Annotated in this window: 22 protein-coding genes and 1 riboswitch; of the genes, 14 read left to right on the forward strand and 8 right to left on the reverse strand. The window is 67.8% G+C overall.

Annotation, left to right across the window (positions count from 1 at the left end; all coding sequences use genetic code 11):
- Positions 1 to 76 precede the first annotated feature (76 nt).
- Complete coding sequence (locus PLC66_RS04990; protein ID WP_324538137.1) at positions 77 to 538, forward strand: c-type cytochrome; 462 nt, start codon at positions 77 to 79, stop codon at positions 536 to 538.
- Between the two features lie 106 nt (positions 539 to 644).
- On the opposite strand, the gene PLC66_RS04995 is transcribed toward PLC66_RS04990, so the two are convergent.
- Positions 645 to 2,015, reverse strand: a complete 1,371-nt coding sequence (locus PLC66_RS04995) for a sigma-54 interaction domain-containing protein (RefSeq protein WP_324538138.1) — start codon at positions 2,013 to 2,015, stop codon at positions 645 to 647.
- Positions 2,016 to 2,143: 128 nt separating this feature from the next.
- Positions 2,144 to 2,351, forward strand: a riboswitch (cobalamin riboswitch).
- A gap of 157 nt (positions 2,352 to 2,508) precedes the next feature.
- On the opposite strand from PLC66_RS04995, the gene PLC66_RS05000 reads away from it, so the two are divergent.
- Genes PLC66_RS05000 through PLC66_RS05010 form a run of 3 tightly spaced genes read left to right on the forward strand, consistent with a single transcriptional unit; the run spans position 2,509 to position 7,136 of the window.
- Positions 2,509 to 3,081, forward strand: coding sequence for a GNAT family N-acetyltransferase (locus tag PLC66_RS05000; RefSeq protein WP_324538139.1), 573 nt, complete (start codon positions 2,509 to 2,511; stop codon positions 3,079 to 3,081).
- Positions 3,082 to 3,138: 57 nt separating this feature from the next.
- The gene (locus tag PLC66_RS05005) at positions 3,139 to 5,979 is read left to right on the forward strand and encodes a ribonucleoside-diphosphate reductase subunit alpha (protein ID WP_324538140.1); all 2,841 of its coding nucleotides are present in this window, start codon (positions 3,139 to 3,141) and stop codon (positions 5,977 to 5,979) included.
- Positions 5,976 to 7,136: a ribonucleotide-diphosphate reductase subunit beta gene (locus tag PLC66_RS05010; RefSeq protein WP_324538141.1), complete on the forward strand. Its 1,161-nt coding sequence runs from the start codon at positions 5,976 to 5,978 to the stop codon at positions 7,134 to 7,136. The genes PLC66_RS05005 and PLC66_RS05010 overlap by 4 nt, the downstream gene beginning before the upstream one ends.
- Before the next feature lie 43 nt (positions 7,137 to 7,179).
- Here the strand turns inward: PLC66_RS05010 and PLC66_RS05015 are convergent, their stop codons facing one another.
- Positions 7,180 to 9,315, reverse strand: a complete 2,136-nt coding sequence (locus PLC66_RS05015; protein ID WP_324538142.1) for a putative bifunctional diguanylate cyclase/phosphodiesterase — start codon at positions 9,313 to 9,315, stop codon at positions 7,180 to 7,182.
- A 73-nt stretch (positions 9,316 to 9,388) separates the two neighbouring features.
- The gene (locus PLC66_RS05020) at positions 9,389 to 9,835 is read right to left on the reverse strand and encodes a histidine phosphatase family protein (protein ID WP_324538143.1); all 447 of its coding nucleotides are present in this window, start codon (positions 9,833 to 9,835) and stop codon (positions 9,389 to 9,391) included.
- A gap of 548 nt (positions 9,836 to 10,383) precedes the next feature.
- On the opposite strand from PLC66_RS05020, the gene PLC66_RS05025 reads away from it, so the two are divergent.
- The 6 genes from PLC66_RS05025 (at position 10,384) to PLC66_RS05050 (ending at position 14,827) form a co-directional block, all read left to right on the forward strand.
- Complete coding sequence (locus PLC66_RS05025; RefSeq protein WP_324538144.1) at positions 10,384 to 11,028, forward strand: peroxiredoxin; 645 nt, start codon at positions 10,384 to 10,386, stop codon at positions 11,026 to 11,028.
- A gap of 118 nt (positions 11,029 to 11,146) precedes the next feature.
- Positions 11,147 to 11,563: a DsrE family protein gene (locus PLC66_RS05030; RefSeq protein ID WP_324538145.1), complete on the forward strand. Its 417-nt coding sequence runs from the start codon at positions 11,147 to 11,149 to the stop codon at positions 11,561 to 11,563.
- Between the two features lie 39 nt (positions 11,564 to 11,602).
- Complete coding sequence (locus PLC66_RS05035; RefSeq protein WP_324538146.1) at positions 11,603 to 11,755, forward strand: hypothetical protein; 153 nt, start codon at positions 11,603 to 11,605, stop codon at positions 11,753 to 11,755.
- Complete coding sequence (locus PLC66_RS05040; RefSeq protein WP_324538147.1) at positions 11,752 to 12,171, forward strand: SLAC1 family transporter; 420 nt, start codon at positions 11,752 to 11,754, stop codon at positions 12,169 to 12,171. Before PLC66_RS05035 ends, PLC66_RS05040 begins: the two co-directional genes overlap by 4 nt.
- A gap of 40 nt (positions 12,172 to 12,211) precedes the next feature.
- Positions 12,212 to 13,072, forward strand: a complete 861-nt coding sequence (locus PLC66_RS05045; protein ID WP_324538148.1) for an MBL fold metallo-hydrolase — start codon at positions 12,212 to 12,214, stop codon at positions 13,070 to 13,072.
- Positions 13,073 to 13,084: 12 nt separating this feature from the next.
- Complete coding sequence (locus PLC66_RS05050) at positions 13,085 to 14,827, forward strand: SulP family inorganic anion transporter (RefSeq protein WP_324538149.1); 1,743 nt, start codon at positions 13,085 to 13,087, stop codon at positions 14,825 to 14,827.
- A 62-nt stretch (positions 14,828 to 14,889) separates the two neighbouring features.
- Here PLC66_RS05050 and petA read toward each other — a convergent pair whose 3' ends face one another.
- On the reverse strand, positions 14,890 to 15,480 hold the full coding sequence (petA, locus tag PLC66_RS05055) for a ubiquinol-cytochrome c reductase iron-sulfur subunit (RefSeq protein WP_324538150.1): 591 nt from the start codon (positions 15,478 to 15,480) through the stop codon (positions 14,890 to 14,892).
- 465 nt (positions 15,481 to 15,945) lie between these two features.
- On the opposite strand from petA, the gene PLC66_RS05060 reads away from it, so the two are divergent.
- From PLC66_RS05060 to PLC66_RS05075, 4 genes are all read left to right on the forward strand, one after another.
- Positions 15,946 to 16,344 carry a cytochrome ubiquinol oxidase subunit I gene (locus PLC66_RS05060; protein WP_324538151.1) on the forward strand — a complete coding sequence of 133 codons (399 nt, stop codon included), beginning with the start codon at positions 15,946 to 15,948 and terminating at the stop codon, positions 16,342 to 16,344.
- A gap of 126 nt (positions 16,345 to 16,470) precedes the next feature.
- Positions 16,471 to 17,823 (forward strand): NAD(P)/FAD-dependent oxidoreductase, encoded by a 1,353-nt coding sequence (locus PLC66_RS05065; protein WP_324538152.1) that lies wholly within the window; start codon positions 16,471 to 16,473, stop codon positions 17,821 to 17,823.
- A 13-nt stretch (positions 17,824 to 17,836) separates the two neighbouring features.
- On the forward strand, positions 17,837 to 18,175 hold the full coding sequence (locus PLC66_RS05070) for a hypothetical protein (RefSeq protein ID WP_324538153.1): 339 nt from the start codon (positions 17,837 to 17,839) through the stop codon (positions 18,173 to 18,175).
- A gap of 31 nt (positions 18,176 to 18,206) precedes the next feature.
- Complete coding sequence (locus tag PLC66_RS05075) at positions 18,207 to 18,755, forward strand: rhodanese-like domain-containing protein (RefSeq protein ID WP_324538154.1); 549 nt, start codon at positions 18,207 to 18,209, stop codon at positions 18,753 to 18,755.
- A 51-nt stretch (positions 18,756 to 18,806) separates the two neighbouring features.
- On the opposite strand, the gene gcvT is transcribed toward PLC66_RS05075, so the two are convergent.
- The 4 genes from gcvT to PLC66_RS05095 all read right to left on the reverse strand — a co-directional run bounded on the left by gcvT (position 18,807) and on the right by PLC66_RS05095 (position 23,451).
- Positions 18,807 to 19,940 (reverse strand): glycine cleavage system aminomethyltransferase GcvT, encoded by a 1,134-nt coding sequence (gcvT, locus tag PLC66_RS05080; protein WP_324538155.1) that lies wholly within the window; start codon positions 19,938 to 19,940, stop codon positions 18,807 to 18,809.
- Positions 19,941 to 20,104: 164 nt separating this feature from the next.
- Positions 20,105 to 21,358 carry a serine hydroxymethyltransferase gene (gene glyA / locus PLC66_RS05085; RefSeq protein WP_324538156.1) on the reverse strand — a complete coding sequence of 418 codons (1,254 nt, stop codon included), beginning with the start codon at positions 21,356 to 21,358 and terminating at the stop codon, positions 20,105 to 20,107.
- Positions 21,359 to 21,424: 66 nt separating this feature from the next.
- Positions 21,425 to 22,816: an alanine/glycine:cation symporter family protein gene (locus PLC66_RS05090; RefSeq protein ID WP_324538157.1), complete on the reverse strand. Its 1,392-nt coding sequence runs from the start codon at positions 22,814 to 22,816 to the stop codon at positions 21,425 to 21,427.
- A gap of 110 nt (positions 22,817 to 22,926) precedes the next feature.
- The gene (locus tag PLC66_RS05095) at positions 22,927 to 23,451 is read right to left on the reverse strand and encodes a glycine cleavage system transcriptional repressor (protein WP_324538158.1); all 525 of its coding nucleotides are present in this window, start codon (positions 23,449 to 23,451) and stop codon (positions 22,927 to 22,929) included.
- Between the last annotated feature and the right edge of the window lie 4 nt (positions 23,452 to 23,455).

The raw sequence follows: 23,455 nt of genomic DNA on the forward strand, positions 1-23,455 counted from the left end.
AACTTTCTTGCACAGCAGCATCCCTTAGAATCCGTTCGCTCAACGCCGGCGCCCCCTACTTCTGCGGATATTGCTGATGCCCACCATGACCACCCCTGCCCGCCTCGCCCTCCTCGTCCTGTCGACGCTCGCCCTCGCCGCCTGCTCCCAGCAGGTCGAGGACACCCACCCCGACAAGCCGGTGACGCAGCGCCAGGAGGCCTTCAAGGCCATGCTGCGCACCTTCGAACCGATGGGCACGATGCTGCGCACCGATCGCTACGATGCCGACACCTTCGCGCGCATGGCGCTGGAGCTGAAGGCCTTGCGCGACAAGCCCTGGGCTCACTTCGGCGCCGACACCAACTACCCGCCGACCAAGGCCAGGCCGGCGGTGTGGCAGAAGACGGCAGAGTTCGAACAGCGGCGGGAGCACTTCATCGCCACCACCGACGGCCTGTTCGAGGCGGCCGAAGGGCGCAACGCGGCCGAGGTGCGCCGCGCGTACGAAGCGGTTCAGGACAGCTGCAAGGCCTGCCACCGAGACTTCCGTCGCTGAGTCCTCGAGCCGGCACCTGCGCCAGGCGCGCGTGCGTGTGCTTGCCCCACCCTCTATGGCAGTCCCGCCCATGGCAGGCGGGGTCCTTGCACGGAAGTCGCCCACTTCAGGGCTCACCCCCCGTAAGGTCCAGTTCCTTCAGGCGCCGGTACAAGGTCCGTTCGCTGAGACCCAGCCGCCGGGCAAGCTCGCTTCGGCTGCCGCGATGATTTCGCACCGCGCGCAGCAGCGCCTGTCGCTGCACCTCCGCCAGGTCCAGGTCTGCCCGCGTCGCGCTGCTGGCGGGTGCTGCGCTCGTGTCTCCCTGTGCGGGCGCATGCGGGTCCTCGGGAACCAGCACCTCCTCTGGCAAGTGCTCGACACCGATCGTTTCGCCGTCACACATCAGGCTGGCGCGTTCGAGCACATTGCGCAGTTCGCGCACGTTGCCCGGGAAGGGATAGGCCTGCAGCACCCGCAAGGCCGCGGCTGACAGGCGCAGCCGACGTTTCGGCGCGACGCGCTCGAGCAGGGAGTCGACCAGCAGCGCCAGGTCGCCCTCGCGCTCGCGCAGGGCCGGCACCGCGATCGGAAAGGTGTTGATGCGAAAGTACAAATCCTGCCGGAAGCTGCCCTCGGCGATCATCCGCTTGAGTGGCCGATGCGTGGCCGACACGAGGCGTATGTCGGCCCGGCGCAACTCGGTGGAACCGACGCGACGATAGGTGCCGGTCTCGAGCAGCCGCAACAGCTTCACCTGCATGCTGAGCGGAATGTCGCCCACCTCGTCGAGGAACAGCGTGCCGCCGCTGGCGGCCTCGACCAGTCCTGGCTTGCGCGCCGTGGCGCCGGTGAAGGCCCCGCGTTCATGGCCGAACACCTCGCTCTCGAACAGGGTCTCGGGCAGGCCCGAGCAATCGACCACCACGAAGGGGCCTTCGGCGCGCCGGCTGGCCTCGTGTACCGCGCTCGCCAGCAGCTCCTTGCCCGTCCCCGATTCGCCCTGTAGCAACACGCTGGCATCCGACGGGGCCACGCGCGCGATCAACTCGAGCATGCGCTGGAAGGCGGGCGAGCGGCCGATGAGGCCGCGGTGGTCGGACACCCCGCGCGCGACATGCATGGGCTCCATCTTCTCGATGAACCAGGCGATCTCACCGCTCGAATCCCGCACCGGCGACAGCTCGATGTTGACGTACTCCTCCCCGCGCGGCGTGTGATGCAGATGCAGCACGCGCTCGCGCTGGCCCGACTTCAGGCTGCGCGCCAGCGGGCAGGACTCGCCGGCGTGATCACAGGGCACGCTGTAGTGGTGGCTGACGTCGTAGCAGGACCTGCCGACGACGCTGCGCCCTTCCGAGAAGGCGCGCCGGTAGGCCGCGTTGGCCGCGATGATGCGGTAGTCGCGGTCACACAGGATGTGTGGCTCGGCGAGGGTCTCGAGAAAGGACACCAGCTCGGGGAGGGGACGCGGACTGGAACGCGGATCGATCGGCATGATGTGTCACTTGCGGCGGTGCGGATGGCAGGAGTCTGCCGCGCTGGCAGAGTGCGGGTCAATGGCGGGGTGCCGACATCCACCGCCTCGGTGGCCGAGCTGTTTGACATTCCCTGCGCGCCAGCGCTACCCTGCGCCCCGTTCATGGTTGTCTGCCGTCATCGGCAGGCATGAAAAGGGAATCCGGTGCGGCGCCCTGCGCGCCCAACCCGGAGCTGCCCCCGCAACTGTAATCGGCGAGTCCTGCGCCCTCTCTGCCACTGGAATCTTTCCGGGAAGGCTGGCGCAAGGCGATGACCCGTGAGCCAGGAGACCTGCCATGCACATCACCTTCAACAGTTTGGGGCGGGGTGTCCCTGACAAGAGGCATGGCTCACACCATTTCACTTGCTCGTTTTCCTGATGGCACGGCAGCACCGCATGGCATTGCCATGCGCGTGACGCATCACGCCCGTGCGTCGGAGATCCGCCCTGCCCGCACCGGATCTCCGCCATGTCCACCGTCGACCGCCCCGCTGCAACGCTGACACCGCCGACCGATTCCACGGGCGCCGTTCTGAGGCCGATGTTCCGCTTCGGCCCCGCCGACGCCCCCCGCATCCTCGAACACCTTCTTGCGCTGGATGCCGATGACCGCCTGCTGCGCTTCAGCCACGGCATCCGCGACGAAGGCATCGCCGCCTACGTCGCCACGCTCGATTTCGCACGCGACCATGTGCATGGTCTGGGCACCGCACAAGGCGACATCGTCGCCCTCGCCCATGTCGCGGTGCGCGATGGGGAGGTCGACTTCGGGCTCAGCGTCACCGCAACTCATCGCCAGCGCGGACTGGGCCGAGCAATGTTCAACCACGTCATTGCACTGGCCCGCCTGCACGGCGCAGGCCGGATCGTGTGTCACAGCGTCAGCCCGGCGGTACTCCACATGGCTGCCGCCGGCGGCTTCCGTCGGCCTGGCGGCAGCCACACCGCCCCCCTGACGCTGGATCTGCGGGCCGAGTCCCACGCCGGCGACGACGCCCACTCTTGCCCGGCCCCCAGCGCAATCAGCCTCGCGGCCGCCTGAAGCTCGCCTTCCCTCAGTAACCCGTTTCATCCGCACTCACCCAGACGAGGACCACCCGTGGACCGACTTCCCGCCGAAGCACGTGATAGCGCCATGCAACTCGCCGCCTTCCAGATCATCCGCCGCAATGGCGCCGTCGTTGCCTTCGATCCGAACAAGATCGCCGTCGCCATGACCAAGGCCTTTCTCGCCGTCGAGGGCCGCCAGGGCGCAGCGTCCTCGCGCGTGCGCGACATCGTGGCCCGACTCACCGATACCGTGGTCGGCGCCCTCACCCGTCGCCTGCCCGACGGCGGCATGCTGCACATCGAGGACATCCAGGACCAGGTCGAGCTGGCGCTGATGCGCTCGGGCGAGCACGACGTCGCGCGCGCCTACGTGCTCTACCGCGAACGCCGCGCTGCCGAACGCGCGGCGCAGAAGGACGCCGACGCGCAGGCGGGCGGCGCCGGCCCCGTGCTGCACGTCGTCGATGGCGAAGCGCGCCGCCCGCTCGACCGCGCCGCCCTGCTCACCGTGTGCCGCGAGGCCTGCGCGGGACTGGACGGGGTGTCCGCCGACACCGTGCTCGAACACGCCCTGCACAACCTCTACGACGGCGTGCCGGTCGCCGCCGTGCGCCAGGCGCTGGTGCTGGCCGCGCGCACGCTGATCGAGCGCGAGCCGGACTACGGCCGTGTCGCCGCCCGCCTGCTGCTGTCGGCCATCCGCGTCGAGGTCATCGGGCGCGAAACCGCGCAGGCCGACATGGCCGACCCCGAGCACGGCTATGCCGCCTGCCTGCCCGCCTTCATCCGCCAGGGCATCGAGGCGGAGCTGCTCGATCCGCGCCTGGCCGACTTCGACCTCGCCCGCCTGGCCGCGGCGATCCGGCCCGAGCGCGACCTGCAGTTCGACTACCTCGGCCTGCAGACCCTTTACGACCGCTACTTCCTGCATATCGACGGCCGCCGCATCGAGCTGCCGCAGACCTTCTTCATGCGGGTGGCGATGGGCCTGGCGATCAACGAGATCGACCGCGAGGCGCAGGCCATCGCGTTCTACGAGCTGCTGTCGAGCTTCGACTTCATGAGCAGCACGCCGACGCTGTTCAACAGCGGCACCCGCCATGCGCAGCTGTCGTCCTGCTATCTGACGACGGTGGCCGACAGCCTCGAGGACATCTACCAGTCGATCAAGGAGAACGCCCTGCTGCAGAAGTTCGCCGGCGGCCTGGGCAACGACTGGACGCCGGTGCGCGCGCTCGGCAGCCGCATCAAGGGCACCAATGGCCAGAGCCAGGGCGTGATCCCCTTCCTCAAGGTGGTCAACGACACCGCGGTGGCGGTGAACCAGGGCGGCAAGCGCAAGGGCGCGGTGTGCGCCTACCTCGAGACCTGGCACCTCGACATCGAGGAGTTCCTCGAGCTGCGCAAGAACACCGGCGACGAGCGCCGCCGCACCCACGACATGAATACCGCGAACTGGATCCCCGACCTGTTCATCAAGCGCGTGCTGGAGAACGCCGAATGGACGCTGTTCTCGCCGGCCGACGTGCCCGACCTGCACGAGCGCTACGGCCAGGACTTCGAGGCGGCCTACCGCGCCTACGAGGACAAGGCCGAGCGCGGCGAGATCCGCCTCTTCAAGCGCCTGCCGGCCATCCAGCTGTGGCGCAAGATGCTGACCATGCTGTTCGAGACCGGCCATCCGTGGATCACCTTCAAGGACGCCTGCAACCTGCGCTCGCCGCAGCAGCACGTGGGCGTGGTGCATGGCTCGAACCTGTGCACCGAGATCACGCTCAACACCTCGGCCGACGAGACCGCGGTGTGCAACCTCGGCTCGGTGAACCTGCCCGCCCATCTGGTGCGCGACGGCGACGGCCGCTGGACGCTCGACCACGGCAAGCTGCAGCACACCGTGCGCGTCGCGATGCGCCTGCTCGACAACGTCATCGACCTCAACTACTACGCCACCCCCAAGGCACGCGCCGCCAACCTGCGCCACCGCCCGGTGGGCCTGGGCGTCATGGGCTTCGCCGACGCGCTGCACATGATGGAGCTGGCCTACGCATCGGATGCCGCGGTCGAGTTTGCCGATCGTTCCATGGAAGCCGTCTGCCACGCCGCCTACTGGGCCTCGACCGAGCTGGCCGAGGCACGCGGGCCGTATTCCAGCTTCCGCGGCAGCCTGTGGGACCGGGGCATCCTGCCGCAGGACAGCCTCGCGCTGCTGGCCGAGGGCCGTGGTCGACTCAGCAACACGGGTGTCAACGGGGGCGGCGGCGCCCTGCTCGAAGTGGACCGCTCCTCCGCGCTCGACTGGGGCCCGCTACGCGAACGCATCGCCCGCCATGGCATGCGCAACTCGAACTGCGTCGCCATCGCGCCGACCGCGACCATCTCCAACATCGTCGGCGTGTCCGCCTCGATCGAGCCGGACTACCAGAACCTGTACGTCAAGTCCAACCTGTCGGGCGAGTTCACCGTGGTCAACGCGCATCTGGTGCGCGAGCTGAAGGCACTCGGCCTGTGGGACGAAGTGATGGTGGCCGACCTCAAGTACTTCGACGGCTCGCTCGCCCCGATCGAGCGCATTCCCGCCGAACTCAAGGCGCGTTACGCCACCGCCTTCGAGATCGAGCCGCACTGGCTGGTGGAAGCCGCCTCGCGCCGGCAGAAGTGGATCGACCAGGCGCAGTCGCTGAATCTCTACGTCGCCGCCGCGTCGGGCCGCAAGCTCGACGAGCTCTACCGCCTGGCCTGGCTGCGCGGGCTCAAGACCACCTACTACCTGCGCACCCTGGGCGCCACCGCCATGGAGAAGACCGGCACCACCACGCCGGCCACCGCCAGCGCCGACCCGGCGCCCAAAGCCTGCTCCATCCTCGACCCCGACTGCGAGGCCTGCCAATGACCGCCTTCTTCGACGACTGGGATGCCCCGGTCCTCAGCGCCCCCAAGCCCGCCACGACACCAGAGCCCACCGCCACCACGGCCCCCTCCGGTGTGGACGCCCGCGCCGCACGCAGCCCCGCCCTGTCCGCCGCCGACGCCCGGCCGGGCGCACTGGCGCCGGTGCGTGCTGCCGACAAGCGCATCGTCAATGGCAAGGGTGACATCAACCAGCTCGCGCCCTTCAAGTACCCCTGGGCGTGGGAGTTCTTCCTCAACGCCAACAAGAACCACTGGACGCCGCTGGAAATCTCCATGGCGCAGGACGTGCACGACTACCACCATCGCCTGACCCCGGCCGAGCGCCATGTGTTCGAGAACGTGCTGTCCTATCTGACCACCTCGGACATCCTCGCCATGCGCAACATCGGCCTCGCGGTGATGGAAAAGATGAGCGCGCCCGAACTGCAGATCTACCAGGCCCGCCAGGTGTATGAGGAAGCCCTGCATACCTGGACCTATCAGCACTGCATCGAAAGCCTGGGTCTGGACCAGCAGGAGATCTACAACCGCTACCGCGTCGTGCCCGAGATCCACGGCAAGATCGCGCTCGCCAACCGCCGCCTCGAGCGCGTGATGCGGGCCGACTTCGACCTCACCGACCGCGACAAGCTGCACGAATTCGCGCTCTCCTACCTCTTCTTCGCCGCCATCTTCGAGGGTTGCTGGTTCTACAACGGCTTCACCCCCATCTTCGCGCTGCAGCGGCGCGGGCTGATGAAGGGCACGGCCGAGCAGTTGCAGTACATCATGCGCGACGAGGTGCTGCACTGCGCGTTCGGCATCCGCACCGTGCGCACACTCATCGCCGAGGAAAACCTGCAGCTCGACCCGGCGGCGCTCGCCCGCCTGTGGGAGGAAGCCGAGGCCGCCGAAGCCGCCTACGCCGGCTATCTGCTGCGCGAGCCCATCCTCGGCTACTCGGCGGCGCAGCACATGGGCCAGTTCCGCTACATCGCCAACCGCCGCGCCCGCCAGCTCGGCCTGGCCGAGCCCTTCCCCGGCGCGCAGAACCTGCTGCCCTGGCTGGACGAGCAGGCCAACCTGCGCAAGGAGAAGAACTTCTTCGAGACGCGGGTCACGGAGTATCAGACGGGCGGCGCGCTGGCCTGGGATTGAACACCGTCGTGTGGGGCGCCGGACAGCGGCGTCACCCCACGCCTCAACGCAGCCGCAGCGCCAGTTCGTCGAGCGGAACAGGCTTGCCGAACAGGTAGCCCTGCAAGAACCTGCAGCCTTGCTGCCCGAGCAGTTGCTGCTGGTCGCGCGTCTCCACGCCTTCGGCGATGACCTCGAGCCCGAGCGCGTGGCTCATCGCGATGATTGCCTGCACGATGACGGCATCGTCCGGGTCATCGATGATGTCGCGCACGAAGGCCTGATCGATCTTCAGCTGATCGAGCGGCAGGCGCTTGAGGTACTGCAGCGAGGAGTAGCCGGTGCCGAAATCGTCCATCGAGAAGCGCACCCCGAGCGCGCGCAGGGCTTTCATCTTGACGATCGTCGCCTCGATGTCCTCGAGCACGGTGCTCTCGGTCAGCTCGAGCTTCAGCCTGCGGGGCGGCGCCCCAGTGCGCTCGAGCACCGCACGGACCTGCTGCACGAAATCGTCCTGGCGGAACTGCCGGGCGCTGACATTGACCGCGATGCTCAATTGCGCGGTTCGCGCATCCCTGGCCCAGGCAAGGAGCTGCGCGCAGGCCGTCTCGAGCACCCAATGGCCGATCGGCAGGATCAGGCCCGACTCCTCGGCAAGGCCGATGAAGGCAGCGGGCGGCACCAGTCCCCGCAGCGGATGCCGCCACCGCAGCAAGGCCTCGACCCCCTGCAGCCGGTCATGCTCGCCGACCTGCACCTGGTAGAAGAGCTCGAGCGGGTCACGCTCGATCGCCGAGCTGAGCTCGGACTCGAGCGTGACCCGCTCCTCGAGCTGTGCCTGGATGACCGGATCGAAGAAGCGCAGGTTGCCGCGGCCTTCGCTCTTGGCCTGGTACATCGCGTTCTCTGCATGCTTGAGCGGATCATCCAGGTTGGCGAGGACGGCGCCGAACAGGCTGCCGCCAATGCTGGCCGTCACGTACAAGGGCACGCCATCGATCTCGAACGCCTGCTCGAGTGCGGCAGAGACCCGTTCGGCGCAGGACTCGACCTCGCCCACCGCGGTGCCCGCATCCATGCTGAGCGGTCCGAGCAGGATGGCAAACTCGTCACCCCCCAGGTGCGCGAGGGTATTGCCCTCGCCGACGACCTGCGCCAGGCGGGCGGCCACTTCAACGAGCAGCTTGTCGCCAACACCGTGGCCATAGGCGTCGTTGATGCGCTTGAAGCCGTCCAGGTCGAGGACGACGATACCTGCGTGGCCCGATAGCTGCTCGCAGGCGAGCAGCACGCTGCGCATGCGCTCGCGCAGCAGCCGCCGGTTGGGCAAGCGGGTCAGCGGATCGTAGAAGGCGAGCTGAAAGGCCTGCTCCTCGGCGCTACGCTGGCGCTCGATGGCATTGCGAAAACTGAGCAGCGTACCGGCGATGCGCGCGAACTCGCCCTGCCCACCCGCGTACATCGCCTCGATGCGCGGTAGCGGGATCCTCGCCTCGGCACTGCGCGCGAGCGTGCTCAATGCATCGGCGATATCGACCATGCGCGCACCCGTGCGACGACCGAGCAGGCTCGCGACCACGAACAGGCCGATCATCAGGATCAGCCCGCTCAGCAGCGCGCCACGGAAGGCGCCCTCGAAGCGAGCGGTCTGCGCCGCATTCCGATCGCGCGCGCGCTCGGCGAGCAGGGATACGATCTGGCTCGAGAAGATCGAGAACTCCCGGTGCTGGGCCTGTGCCTGTTCGAGAAAATCGGCCGCGACCGCGGGGTTGACGGCAAGCACGTCGGTCGTCATGGCGATGAAGCCCCTGTACTCGCCAATCGACGCCATCAGCCGGCGCGCACTGTCATGATTGGCGTCGATGACCAGCCCTGACTCGGCCAGATGGCGAACCCGCTCGCCCAGGGCGTCGAGCTCCTCGACGATACGCGTGTGCATGCGATAGAGCTGCAGCTCATCGAGCATCTCCGTTCTTGCCCCATCGAAGGCAATCGCCATCTGGCGCTGGATGAGGCCCATGTCACGCGAGAATCGCGCCGCCTCCTCGATCACGACCAGATCGCTGTCCTGCGCCCCGGTGGACAGGTCGAACTGCTCGCGCACGCTGGACAGCGCGCCGTAGTTCACCAGCAGCGCCACCAGTAGCACGACGCTGACCGGCAACAGCAGCAGAAGCTGCAGGCTGCGTCCGGCCTTCATGACCGCCGCCTCCGATGCCAAGCCGTGACCACAGACGACCCGCCAACTCGCACGCCGCCGTGGTGTCCCATGCTCACCGCTCCAGCCCCAGTGCCTGCAACAGCTCGGCCCAGTGCTCCGGTTCGATGCTCGCCACGTACTCGAAACCGTCCTCATTGGCGGCACCCTGCGGCCTGAAGATCACCAGGGTCGCCTCGCGCGGCAGGTAATCCATGATCTCGGCAATGTTCGGACCGTGCGCCACCACGACCCGGTTATCGCCCACCGCCGCAAGGGGCGTCGACAGCCACTCGCGCGTGCGGGCAACCGCCGGCGCCTTGTCCGCCGCCGACATCGTCGCGGTGTACATCAGCAGCGCGTCGACCTCGACGGGCTCTCCGAACACCCGACGTGCACTCTCCCGCGCACGGCAGAAGGGGCTGCTGATGATCCTCGAGTAAGGCACGCCGAGCCGGGAAAACTGCGTACCGATCTGGTCGAGCTCGGCGCGCCCCGCGCGGCGGATCGATGACGAGTGCATCGCCACATCCGGTCGCCATTAGCAGATAGCCGATCAGTGAGCTCCTCCGGCCTTCGACGGGGATGAAAACGAGCCCAGCGGCGGGGCCCTGCGGGAAGTCGTCTGGATGCATGTCGCGGATTCCGGGAAGGACTGAAGGGCGCTCGCGCAGGAAGCCGCCCACGCCCGTCAGCCCTTCCCTATCAAGTCGCATGCCAGGTCCGCGGCAGCGGCGGCGATCGCGCAGGACTTCACGCCGGGCGCGCCCGAACCCACGGCCATGACTGCCATTCCCGGCCACTGCCGCCATTCATGTCACAGCTTGGCAGACCTGCCCACACCACCGACGCGGGGCGATGGCCCCGTAATGCACTGGCTGCCGGCAAAGGCACTGGGCGGTGCTTCGTGGCACGTCAATTGCTGTTATCGATTGACAGCAATGACTCCAGGATCGAACCGTCATTGGAAATTGCTATGCCGAAGATCTCGGAATCAAATTTCCCTCAAATATTAGAGTTCACTTATTCTTTCGTTGCCATACCTCAGCCAGACCACTACGGAGCACGATCATGGAAAACGCACCGCAATTCAGCTTCCCCCGCCTGAACGAACCGGCCCCTGCCTTCAGTGTCCGCACCACCCACGGTGAGCGTTCGCTCGAGGACTATCGCGGCAAGTGGCTGATCCTGTTCTCGCACCCTGCCGACTTCACCCCGGTGTGCACCACCGAGTTCATCGGTTTCGCCAATGCCGCGCCCAAGTTCGCCGAGATGAATTGCGAACTGCTCGGCCTGTCGATCGACAGCCTGTTCTCACACCTGGCCTGGACGCGCAACATCAAGGAGAAATTCGGCGTCGACATCCCGTTCCCGATCATCGAGGACATCAAGATGGACGTCGCCCGCGCCTACGGCATGGTCCATCCGGGCGCCGCCGACACCCAGGCCGTGCGCGCGACCTTCTTCATCGACCCCAACGGCGTTCTGCGCGCCATGGTGTATTACCCGATGAGCAACGGCCGCAGCATCGACGAGTTCGTCCGCCTGCTGCAGGCGCTGCAGACCTCGGACACGCACGGTGTGGCCACGCCCGAAAACTGGTGCCCGGGCAAGGACGTGATCGTCTCCCCGCCCAAGACCGCCGAGGCGGCCGACAAGCGCGCCACCGAGGGCTACAACACGGTCGACTGGTACTTCTCCACCAGGTCGCTGTAAGCACCCTGCCCTGCAGCATGACTCGCCCGCTGATCCCGATCGGCCCGGACCCCGTCCGCAAACCCACTCGTAGCCGCCGGCCTGCGGGCGCCTTCCGACTCACCACAGGAATCCCACCATGAACAAAACCCTCGTTGCCCTCGCCATCGCCCTCGGTTCCACCGCCGCGCTCGCCGACAAGCCCGCCGTCACCGTTGTCCTCAACGCCCAGAGCCCGATGACCCAGGGCATGGCCATGGTGCTGGCCAACCAGATGCAGGAACAGGGCGCGCAGGTCGACATCCTGCTTTGCGATCACGCCGGCGACCTCGCCCTCAAGGGGGCCGGCGGCCAAGCGCTCAAGCCCAACAACGTGACACCGGCGCAACTGCTCGACGGCGCGCTAAAGAAGGGCGCCACCGCCTCGGTGTGCGCGCTCTACCTGCCCAACAGCGGTAAGCAAGCCGAAGACCTGAAGGACGGCATCAAGCCGGCCAAGCCGGCCGACATGGGCGCCGCTCTGCTGGAGCCGAACCGCAAGGTCATCGGATTCTGATGATCTACCGCACTTGATCATCAACGGATGCCCCACGCCATGAGCTCCCATCTGCTCGCATTCCTCCTCTCTGCCACAACCGCCACCACGGTGCTGGCGCAAGCGTCCGCGCTTGAAGTCAGCCTGACTGGAATCCAGCACGATCGCGGGAGCCTGCGCGTGGGGCTGTATCACTGCGAGGAAGACCGATGAACGCCCCCGCCTCCTCCACCACGCCCGCCGCTGCGCACGACGCTCATTGCGGGCGGCTTGCGCATTTCCCGGTCGCCCTGCTCTCCACCGTGATGGGCATTGCGGGCCTCACCATTGCCTGGTTCAAGGCCCATCACACCGGCGGCGGGCCGGTCGAGATCGGCGTTGCGCTGCGTTGGCTGGCGAGCAATGCGGTGCGCTTCTTCCGCCTGCCGTTCTTCATCTCGGCGTGGGCCTATTCCTTCCCGCTGGCGGCCATGACGATCGCCACCTTCGAGATGAGTGCGCGCAGCGGCCAGGCCTTCTATGCAGGGCTGTCCTGGCTGATGCTCGCGGTGCTGAGCGGCGTCGTCGCGCTGCTGGCCTTCAAGACCCTGCGGGCCGCCAGCCGCGGCCAGATCTGCGTGCCCGAGTGAGACGCCCACTCAGCCACGAACCGACATGAGGAGATTTCCCATGCCCCAGGCAGACATCCGGTCCTTCTTCGACGCCGCCACCAACACCGTCACCCACGTGGTGTCCGACCCGGCGACAGCACGCGCCGCGATCATCGACAGCGTGCTCGACTACGACCCCAAGTCGGGACGCACATCGCGCACCTCGGCCGACGCCGTCATCACCCACGTGCGCGACGCCGGGCTTCAAGTCGACTGGCTGCTCGAGACCCACGCCCACGCCGACCACCTTTCGGCCGCGCCCTACCTCAAGCAGCAGCTCGGCGGCAAGATCGGCATCGGCGCGCATATCCGCCAGGTGCAGGGCGTGTTCAAGGACATCTTCAACGCCAAGGACATGAACACCTACGGCGCCGAGTTCGACCACCTGTTCGAGGACGGCGAGCGCTTCCGCATTGGCGGGCTGGAGGTCGAGGTGATGCACACTCCCGGCCACACGCCGGCCTGCCTCACCTACATCGTCGGCCAGGACGCCTTCGTCGGCGACACCCTGTTCATGCCCGACTACGGCACCGCGCGCTGCGACTTCCCCGGCGGAGATGCGGCCACGCTGTTCCGCTCGATCCGCAAGGTGCTGTCGCTGCCGCCCGAAACGCGCCTGCACCTGTGCCACGACTATCCGCCCGACGACCGCGCCCCGGTGTGGCAAACCACGGTGGCCGAGCAGCGGGCGAAGAACATCCACGTCCATGACGGCGTGACCGAGGCCGACTTCGTCGCCATGCGCACCGCGCGCGACCGCACGCTGGCCATGCCGACGCTGATCCTGCCGGCGATCCAGGTCAATGTGCGCGCCGGCAACCTGCCACCGGCCGAGGATAACGGCGTGCATTACCTGAAGATCCCGATCGACCTGCTGTAGGCGCGCCACCCGATGCCCGCGACGACGGCCGCCGCCCCCCGCACCCTGCTCGCGCGCTGGCACGACTACCGACGCAGCGCACTGACCGACGACCTGATCGCGGCAGTTATCGTCACCATCCTGCTGGTACCGCAGAGCCTGGCCTACGCCATGCTCGCCGGCCTGCCGCCGGTGGTGGGCGTGATGGCGAGCCTGCTGCCGATCGTCGCCTACGCCGCCTTCGGCTCCAGCACCAGCCTCGCCGTGGGGCCGGTCGCGGTGCTGGCGATGATGACGGCGCAGGCGGTCGGCGGCGTCGCCGCCGCGCATCAGGTCACGCCGCACCTGGCGGCGCTGGTGCTGGCGCTGGAGATGGCGGCGGTGTTCCTGGTCGCCGCGCTGTTCCGCCTCGAGACGCTGGCGGCGCTGCTCGGCGCCCCGGTGCTGCACGGCTTCATCACCGGCGCGGCGCTGGTGATCGCGATCGGCCAGTTGCCAGCACTGCTGGGGGTGCAGGCTGGCGGCAGCACGGTAGTCGCACTGTGGCAGTCGCTCGCCGGCGCCAGTCACCCTTTGCCCCATGCGACCACCGCACTCATCGGCGTGCTGGCGCTCGCGATGCTGTGGGCCCTGCGCCGGCACGGCAACCCCGTGCTGCAAGGCCTGGGCTTCAGGCCCCGGACCGCGCAGTTGCTGGCGCGTACCGCGCCCATCGTCGTGGTCGCGGCTGCGATCGCCTGGGTCGCCGGCTTCCCGCACCTGAATGAGGGAGTCGTCCTGTCGGGCGGCATCAGCCTCGGCGAGGGCCTGGCCTTCCCGATGCCGTGGACGGCGCCCTTGCCGGTGTGGCGTGAACTGCTCGCTCCGGCGGTACTGCTGGGACTGGTGGCGTATGTCGAGAGCCTCGCCGTGGCCGAGGCCCTCGGCGCACGCCGCGGCGAGAAGGTGTCGCCCCGACGCGAACTCTTCGGCCTGGCGGCGGCCAACGCCGCGGCCAGCGTGTCCGGCGGCATGCCGGTCACCGGCGGCTTCGCGCGCAGCATCGTCAACTTCGACGCCGGCGCGCGCACGCGCATGGCCGGCGTATGGACCGCGCTCTTCCTCGCGGTGGCGATCGCGCTGCTGGGCGACGTGCTGCACGACCTGCCGCGCGCGGTGCTTGCGGCGACGATCGTCATCGCCGTGCTGTCGCTGGTGGATTTCGCGCCCTTCGTGCTGGCGTGGCGCTACTCGCGTACCGAGTTCGCGCTAATGCTGATGGTGGCGGTGCTGACACTGACGGTGGGGGTGAAGGAGGCCTTGCTCGCCGGTGTGGTCGGTGCCGTCGGCCTGCTGCTGCAGCGCACCGCCCGCCCGCACTGGACCGAGGTCGGGCGCCTGGCCGGCACCGACGTGTTCCGCAACGTCAATCGCTTCGAGGTCGAGACGCTGCCGGAAGTGTTATCCATCCGTGTCGATGAGAGCCTGGTGTTCACCAACTCACGCTGGATCTCCGAGACCCTGTCATCGGCCCTGGCGCGCCGCCCGAACCTGCGCCACGTGGTGCTGATGATGAGCGGGGTCAATGGCATCGACCTCACCGGCCTCGAGGTCCTGATGCAGCTCGACCGCGAACTGCGCGCCAAGGGCCTGCGGCTGCATCTCTCGGAACTGAAAGGTCCGGTGCGCGACCGCCTGGACCGGGCCGGGGTGACAGCGTGGCTGTCCGGGCGCATCTTCATGACCCAGGCCGACGCCTTCAACGCCCTCGCCGCGGAATGCCGCAGCGCTGGCTGACTTCGCCTCGCGCAATGCGGCGCGCGCCAGGGGTTGGCAGCTTACGACGGGCCGCCACCGGCTCAGGCGGTGGTCGAGTCGTCCTCGCCGATCAGCACCAGGCTCCCGGACAGCCACTTGTGCGGCGGAATCTCGAGGTTGGTCGGTGCCGGCTGGCTGAGGAACACGCGTCCGGCCAGATCGAAGATCGAACCGTGGCACGGGCACAGGAAGCCGCCGGGCCAGTCCGCGCCGATGCCGCTGGCCGCGCCTGAGGCGAACTTCTCCGATGGCGAGCAGCCAAGGTGGGTGCAGATGCCGATCACCACCAGGTACTCGGGATTGATCGAACGGTGGCGATTGGCTGCATAGCCGGGCTGCTGCTGCTCGCCCGACGCGGGGTCGGCGAGCCGTGCCTCGTGCGCTTCGAGGCCGGCAATCATCTCCGGCGTCCGGCGCAGGATCCACACCGGCTTGCCGCGCCACTCCACGGTCATCATCTCGCCGGGGGCGAGCTTGCCGACCTCGGCCTCGACCGGGGCACCGGCCGCGCGGGCACGCTCGGACGGCGTCAGGCTGGCGACGAAGGGGACGGCGGTCGCGGCTGCGGCAACCGCTCCAGCACTGGAGCTGGCGATGAGGAGTCGGCGGCGCTCCTTGAGCGTATCGGACATGGTCTGCGTCTCCGGGGGTCGATGTCTTGGCGCAGGCTTGCGCGCTGAAAAGAGAAGCGGGGCCGGGGGAAAACGTCGGCCACCACCACCGGGGGGGTGATCGCAGAGGGGAACGATCCAGCTGGTGTGCACGACTCGACCCCGCCTCTGGGCCTATATAAGCAAACCCTGTGCCCAGTTCCGCGGAGGACTGTACCAAGGGCCGGCCAGAAAGCCCTCGCGCCCCGAAAGCCCACGATCCGCGCGGGTCACAGCGGCATTGTTGCGGCGCTTCACGGACTGGGTTCGGAGCACCTCCCTCAGCGAGGCGCCCCACTTTACTGCCAACTTGGCATTATTTCGGCACTTTTCTGCCATTCCTGCAGCACACCGCAGAGGCGGGAAACGCCGCCCGAGCCGCCCACTGGCCCGCCAGCGCCTTGATTCGTCTCATATCCAGCCGATTTCGCGGCCCTGGCACGAGTCTTGATCCACATTCCCTGGTTCATGGTGGCGCTGGGCTTCGCAATGCTGGCGCTGTTCGGACTGGCGCTGTGGTCCTCGATCAAGGGCGATTTCGCCGAGCGTCGCTGGCTGCTCAAGTGGGCCCTGTGGTTTCTGCCCATCCCGTGGCTGGCATGCGAGATGGGCTGGTTCGTAGCCGAGTACGGCCGCCAACCGTGGACGATCTACGGCGTGCTGCCCACCCACCTGTCGGTGTCCACGCTGACGGTGGAAAGTCTTTACGGCTCGCTCGCCGGCTTCGTCGGCTTCTACACCCTGCTGCTGATCGTCGAGATGGTTCTGATGGTGAAGTTCGCGCGCCAGGGTCCGGGCAGCCTGGCGGTCGGCCGCCTCGCTTCCTTGCAGGGCGGCGCTCTGTGACCTCGGTCACATAGCCCTGATCACAACATGGCCATTTGATCAAATACTTATATGATTGGAAAAGAAGCGACGATAGAAACGGGGCTGCGCGCATGGCACAGATCCCCGACCGGGAAGGAGAGACACATGTCCGATACGCCTGAATCCCCCTGCGCAACGCCCGACGTCGATGCCACCCGACGTCGCCTTCTGTTCGGCGCATCCGTGCTGCCGGTGGTCGCCGGCAGCGGCCTCGCCGTGGGCGCCCGTCCGGCCCAGGCTTCCCTGAGCACTTCGGCGCGCATCGTCATCGCCGGCAGCGGTCTGGGTGGCCTCGCCCTTGCGAGCCGCCTGTCGCGCGAGCTGGACGGCGCCAGGATCACGATCATCGACCGCAAGGAGATCCACAACTACCAGCCCGGCTACACCTTGGTGGCGACCGGCATCTGGCCGGTCGGCAAGGTCAGCGACCGCAATGTCGACCTGGTGCCCGCCGGTGTGGAGTGGGTGCGCGAGATGGTGGCGGAGTTCGATCCCGAGGCCAACGCGGTCGTCACCGACAGCGGCATCCGCATCGAGTACGACTACCTGGTGGTGGCCACCGGCCTGCATCTGGACTTCGCCCAGATCGAAGGCATGGACGTCGCCGCGATCGGCACCCACGGCCTGGGCTGCGTCTATCCCAGCCCGGCGGCGGCCGAAGCGACCTGGCAGGCGATGGACACGTTCCGCCAGAAAGGCGGGCGCGCCCTGATGACGCTGCCCGCGACGCCGTTGAAGTGCGCTGGCGCGCCACTGAAGATGACCTTCATGCTCGCGGACCGCCTGCAGCAAGCTGGCACGCGCAAAGCCTCGACGATCGACTTCCACTCCGCGCTGGGCAACATCTTCAGCGTGCCGCGCATCAACGAGGAGGTCCTGCGCCGCTGGGCGGGGCTGGACATCCCGGTCACCTTCAACAGCAAGCTGGTGGCGGTGGACATCGGCGCCCGCCGCGCCACCGTGAGCAGCCCGGAAGGCGAACGCACCGAGATCGACTACGACTTCATCCACGTCGTGCCGCCGATGCGCGCACCCGACTCGGTGAAGAACAGCCCGCTGTCGTGGAAGGAAGGTGGCTTTGCCGCTGGCGGCTGGCTGGAAGTCGACCCCAAGACCCTGCGCCACCGCCGCTTTCCCAACGTGTTCGGCATCGGCGACATCAACGGCACCGCCAAGGGCAAGACCGCCGCCACGGTCAAGAAGAGCGCGCCGATCGTGGCGCAGCACCTGATCGAGGTGATCGCCGGCCGCGAGCCCTCGCAGGTCTTCGACGGCTACACCTCATGCCCGCTGCTGCTGCGCGAGGGCTCGGCGCTGCTGGTCGAGTTCGACTACGAGAACAACCTGACGCCCTCGCTGCCGATGATCGACCCGCTGCAGGACAGCTACTTCGCCTGGGTCATGAAATACCGCCTGCTCAAGCCCGCCTACATGGCCGTGGCCAAGGGCCGGGTCTGAGGGGAGAGACGACATGTACGAGATCTGGCTGACCCTGAACATCCTGTTCGAACTCGGGCTGCAGTCCCTGCCCGCCGTCATCGGCACCGCGGTGCTGTGGCTGGCCCTGATGGTCTTCGCCGCCACCCGCCCGGGCGCCGGCTGGAAGAAGGCGATCGCGCCGGCTTTTGTCATCGGCGTCATCGCCACGGCGATCACTTTCTTCATCACCCCGGCCATGACCCAGTCGTCCTTCGCCAACATGGGCTACTGGGTGGACTGGATGAACCTGTTCTTCTACGCAGCGGCCTTCGGCGCCGTGGCCGCGGCGCTGGCCTGGCCGATCGCCGCAAGCCTGCGCCGCCAGGCCTGACCCCCCGATCCATCACCGGAGAACACGCAAGATGAAAAGACTCCTGATCGCCGCCGCCATTGGCTTCGCCAGCCTCGCCGCCCACGCCGCCGACATCGGCATCTCGGCCAAGGAGACCTACGCCAAGATCCAGCAGGCCGAGCAGAACGTGCTGTTCCTCGACGTCCGCGACCCGGTCGAGATCATGTTCGTCGGCTCAACCGACGCCGCCCATGCCAACGTGCCGTTCATGCTGGTCGATCGCACGCAGTGGAACGCCGAGCGCGGCGTGTTCCGCCTGTACCGCAATCCCGACTTCATCAATCAGGTGAAGCTGGAACTGGCCAGGCGCGGCCTGAGCGCAGACGCCGAGATCATCACCCTGTGCCGCTCGGGCAGCGAGCGAGGAAAGCCGAGCGCCGACTTCCTGCGCGAGAACGGCTTCCCGAATGCGCGCTACGTCATCCATGGCTTCCAGGGCGACGCCATCAAGGAAGGGCCTCAAGCCGGCTTCCGCCTGCAGAACGGCTGGCAGAACAGTGGCCTGCCGTGGTCGCCGAAGATGAGCCCGGAGAAGATTCATCGCGTCGATCGCCCCTGATCGAGGGACGGCCGCTCAGGGCCCGCAAGGGCCGGGCCGTCCCGTCGTACGTCAGCCGCGGTAGTAGCGTTGCGGCACGAAGGGGGTGCTGGCCACTTCGATCGGCACCGCCTTGCCGCGCACCATCGCCGACAGCGGGGTGCCGACCTTGGCCAGCGCGGTATCGACGTAGCCCATCGCCACCGGCGCCTCCAGCGTCGGGCCGAAGCCGCCGCTGGTGACCATGCCGACCTTGCGACCGTCGGCATCCACCAGCTCCGCGCCCTCGCGCACCGGCACGCGTGCGTTCGGGCGCAGGCCCACGCGCTTGCGCGCCACGCCCTTGGCGATGTGCTCGAAGACCACGTCGGCGCCCGGGTAGCCACCGGGACGGGCACCATCGGCGCGGCGCACCTTGGACAGCGCCCACAGCAGGCTGCTCTCGACCGGCGAGGTGTGCTGATCGAGGTCGTGGCCGTACAGGCACAGGCCAGCTTCCAGGCGCAGCGAGTCACGCGCACCGAGGCCGATCGGCGCGACTTCGGGGTGGCTGAGCAGTTCCTTGGCGAGCGCCTCGGCCTTGTCGGCCGGCACCGAGATCTCGAAGCCGTCCTCGCCGGTGTAGCCCGACCGGCTGACGTAGCACTCGGCGCCAAGCAGGGTCACGGTGGCGACGTTCATGAACACCATCTTCGCCGTCTCGGGCGCAAGGCGCGCCAGCACCGCGCCGGCCGCCGGCCCCTGCAGGGCGAGCAGGGCGCGATCGGCCAGCACCTCGACCTTGCAGCGCGCGGACAGGTGCTGCTGCATGTGCGCGATGTCCTGTGCCTTGCAGGCGGCGTTGACGACCACGAACAGCCGACCGTCGCCAAAGTTGGCGACCATCAGGTCGTCCATTACACCGCCCTTGTCGTTGAGGAACAGGGCGTAGCGCTGCATGCCCGGCGGCAGGTCGATGATGTCGACCGGCACCAGGGTCTCCAGTGCAGCCGCGGCGTCGGGGCCAAGCAGCATCACCTGCCCCATGTGCGAGACGTCGAACAGGCCGGCCTGGCTGCGGGTATGGAGGTGTTCCTTGAGGATGCCCGCCGGGTACTGCACCGGCATCGCGTAGCCGGCGAACGGCACCATCTTGGCGCCGAGCGACACGTGCAGATCGTGAAGCGGGGTTTGCAGCAAGGGGGCGTCGGATTGAATGTCGCTCATCTTGGTTCCTTGTCGATTTGCGGAAGGGCGTTCAGCATTCGGTGACGTTCGCGGCGAGACCACCGCGCGCGCCTTCCCTGTATAGCAGTTTCATGTCGGCGCCGGGGTCACGCAGGGACTCGAACCGCTCGAGACCCTGCGTGAGCGCACGCGGCGCCCGTCTCTCAAGCCCCGTACACCGGGAAGCGTGCGCACAGCGCGGCGACCTTGGCACGCACCGCGTCGATCACCGCCGGGTTGTCCATGTCATCGAGGATGTCACAGATCCAGCCGGCGAGCGCGCTGACCTCGTCGATGCCGAAGCCGCGCGTGGTCGCCGCCGGCGTGCCGATGCGGATGCCGCTGGTGACGAAGGGCGACTGCGGGTCGTTGGGCACGGTGTTCTTGTTGACGGTGATGTGTGCCGAACCCAGCGCCGCGTCGGCGGCCTTGCCGGTGATGCCCTTGGCGATCAGGTCGACCAGGAACAGGTGGTCGTCGGTGCCGCCGGAGACGATCCGATAGCCGCGCTCGACGAACACCGCCGCCATCGCGCGCGCGTTGGCGATCACCTGCTTCTGGTAGTCCTTGAAAGCAGGCTCGAGCGCCTCCTTGAAGGCCACCGCCTTGGCGGCGATGACGTGCATCAGCGGCCCGCCCTGGGTGCCGGGGAACACCATCGACGCGATCTTTTTCTCGATCTCTGGATTGGCGCGGCCAACGATGATGCCGCCGCGCGGGCCGCGCAGGGTCTTGTGCGTGGTGCTGGTGACGATGTCGGCGAAGGGCACCGGGTTCGGGTACAGCCCGGCGGCCACCAGGCCGGCGACGTGGGCCATGTCGACGAACAGCAGCGCACCGACCTTGTCGGCGATGGCGCGAAAGCGCGCGAAGTCGAGGTGGCGGGCATAGGCGGAGAAGCCGGCGACGATCATCTTCGGTTTGCACTCGACGGCCAGCGCCTCGAGCGCGTCGTAGTCGATCACGCCCTCGTCGGTGACGCCGTACTGCACGGCGTTGAAGATCTTGCCGGAGAAGTTCACCTTGGCGCCGTGGGTCAGGTGACCGCCATGGGCCAGGCTCATGCCCAGGATGGTGTCGTGCGGCTGCAGCAGCGCGAGATACACCGCGGCATTGGCCTGCGAGCCCGAGTGCGGCTGCACGTTCGCCCAGTCGGCGGCGAAGAGCTGCCTGGCGCGGTCGATCGCAAGCTGCTCGACCACGTCGACATGCTCGCAGCCGCCGTAGTAGCGCTTGCCCGGATAGCCTTCGGCGTACTTGTTGGTGAGTACCGTGCCCTGCGCCTGCATCACGCGCGGGCTGGCGTAGTTCTCGGACGCGATCAGCTCGATGTGGTCTTCCTGGCGTGCGCGCTCGGCCTCGATGGCGGTCCAGAGTTCGGCGTCGTAGCCGTCGATCTGCATGTGCTTGTCGAACATGGGGGACTCCTGAATTGGTTGGGTGCGACAGGTGAGGTTCAGCGGAGGACGTTCAACGGGGGAAGCTCAACGGCTCGGGCGCGCGGCCGATTTCCGGGCTTCGCCGCCGTCGGCACCGCCGTTGGCGAAGTACTCGCGGGTCAGTGTGACGACGACCGGCGTGAGCAGCAGCAGCGAGATGAGATTGGGGATCGCCATCAGCGCGTTCAGCGTGTCGGCAACCAGCCACGCGAAGTCCAGGCTGGTGACCGCGCCCACCGGGACGCACAGGATCCACAGCACGCGGAAGGGCTTCTCGCTCGCCGTGCCGAGCAGGTATTCCCAGCACTTCTCGCCGTAGTAGGCCCAGCCGAGGATGGTAGTGAAGGCGAACACCGCCAGCGAGATCGCGAGCAGGTACTTGCCCACGCCCGGCATCGCGGCCTCGAAGCTGGCCGAGGTCAGCACGGCGCCGGATGCGCCCGAAGTCCACACGCCGCTGACGATGATCGCCACGCCGGTCATCGTGCACACGATGATGGTGTCGATGAAGGTGCCCATCATGCCGATCAGGCCGGAATACACCGCGTTGCTGGTAGTTCCCGCCGCCTGCGCGATGCCTGCGGTACCGAGGCCAGCCTCGTTGGAGAAGATGCCGCGCGCCACGCCACGCTGGATCGCCATCATCACGGTCGCGCCGACGAAGCCGCCGGCCGCCGAGATCGGCGTGAAGGCATGGGTGAAGATGAGGTCGAAGGCGGCCGGGATCTGGTCGGCGAAGGTGACCAGCACCACCGCGCAGCACACGATGTAGCCGATGCACATCGCCGGCACGAGCTTCTCCGCGACCGCGCCGATGCGCTTGATGCCACCGAGCACGACCGCGCCAGTGAGCAGCATCAGCACCCCGCCGGTGACCCAGGGGTCGATGCCGAAGGCGTTCTCCATCGCGCTCGAGATGCCGTTGGCCTGGACCATGTTACCGATCCCGAAGCCCGCCAGCCCGCCGAAGATCGCGAACGCACCGGCCAGCCAGCCCCAGCGCTTGCCCAGGCCGTTGCGGATGGCGTACATCGGGCCACCGGCGTGCTCGCCCTTGTCATCGACCACGCGGTACTTCACCGCGACCACGACCTCGGCGTACTTGGTCGCCATGCCGACGAAGGCCGTCATCCACATCCAGAACAACGCGCCCGGGCCGCCGACCGCGATCGCGGTCGCCACGCCCGCGATGTTGCCCGTACCCACGGTGGCCGAGAGCGCGGTCATCAGCGCGGCGAAGGGCGAGATCTCGCCCTCGGCACGGGAGCCCGCCTTGCGGCTGCCCCAGATCAAGCGGAAGCCCTGCGGGATGCGCCGAATCGGCATGAAGCCGAGGCGGATCTGAAGATAGAGGCCGGTACCCAGGATCAGCACGATCATGGGCACGCCCCACACGATGCCGTTGAGCCAGTTGAAGAAATCGTTGATGAGCTGCATGGTGTCTCCTGCCTCCTTGTCGTTATGGCGCCGGCGGGATGGCACGCTTGCTGCGTCTTCCGTCCCCCGGCGGTACATCTAGCCGGCGCATGCCGGCGTGTTGGGTCAGATCAGGCGCCGGCCTCCAGCTTGAGATCCACCATCAGTTCGTTGGCCAGCGCCTCGAGCGCCGCCTGCAACTCGGCGGGCGCCACGCTGGCCGGTACGCGGACCTCCAGTTCGGCGCGGAACATCGCCTCGCCGCTGAAGGACGCGCTCTCGCAGGCGCTGTCCATGCGCTCGACGCTCGCCCCGTGCTGCGCCAGCACCGAGGAAATGTCGCGCACGATGCCGGGCCGGTCGTGGGCGAGGAGCGCCATGCGGATCAGTTCGCCGCCGGCCGCGCCCGCCGCGGCGCTGCCGCGCTCGATGCTCAGGCTGAGACCGGCCGACGACAGCCCGCGGAGTGCTGCCTCAAGGCGTTCGGCGTTCGCTTCGGCCACGTCGAGCCGCACGATGCCCGCGAACCTGCCGGCCAGGTGTGCCATGCTGCTGTCGAGCCAGTTGGCGCCGTTCGCGGCTGCGCGCTCGGCGAGCGCGTTGACCAGGCCCGGGCGATCCTCGCCAACCAGGGTGACGATGAAAGAGGCGTTCATGTGC

Source organism: Thauera sp., from assembly GCF_035444905.1.
Classification (GTDB): Bacteria; Pseudomonadota; Gammaproteobacteria; order Burkholderiales; family Rhodocyclaceae; genus Thauera.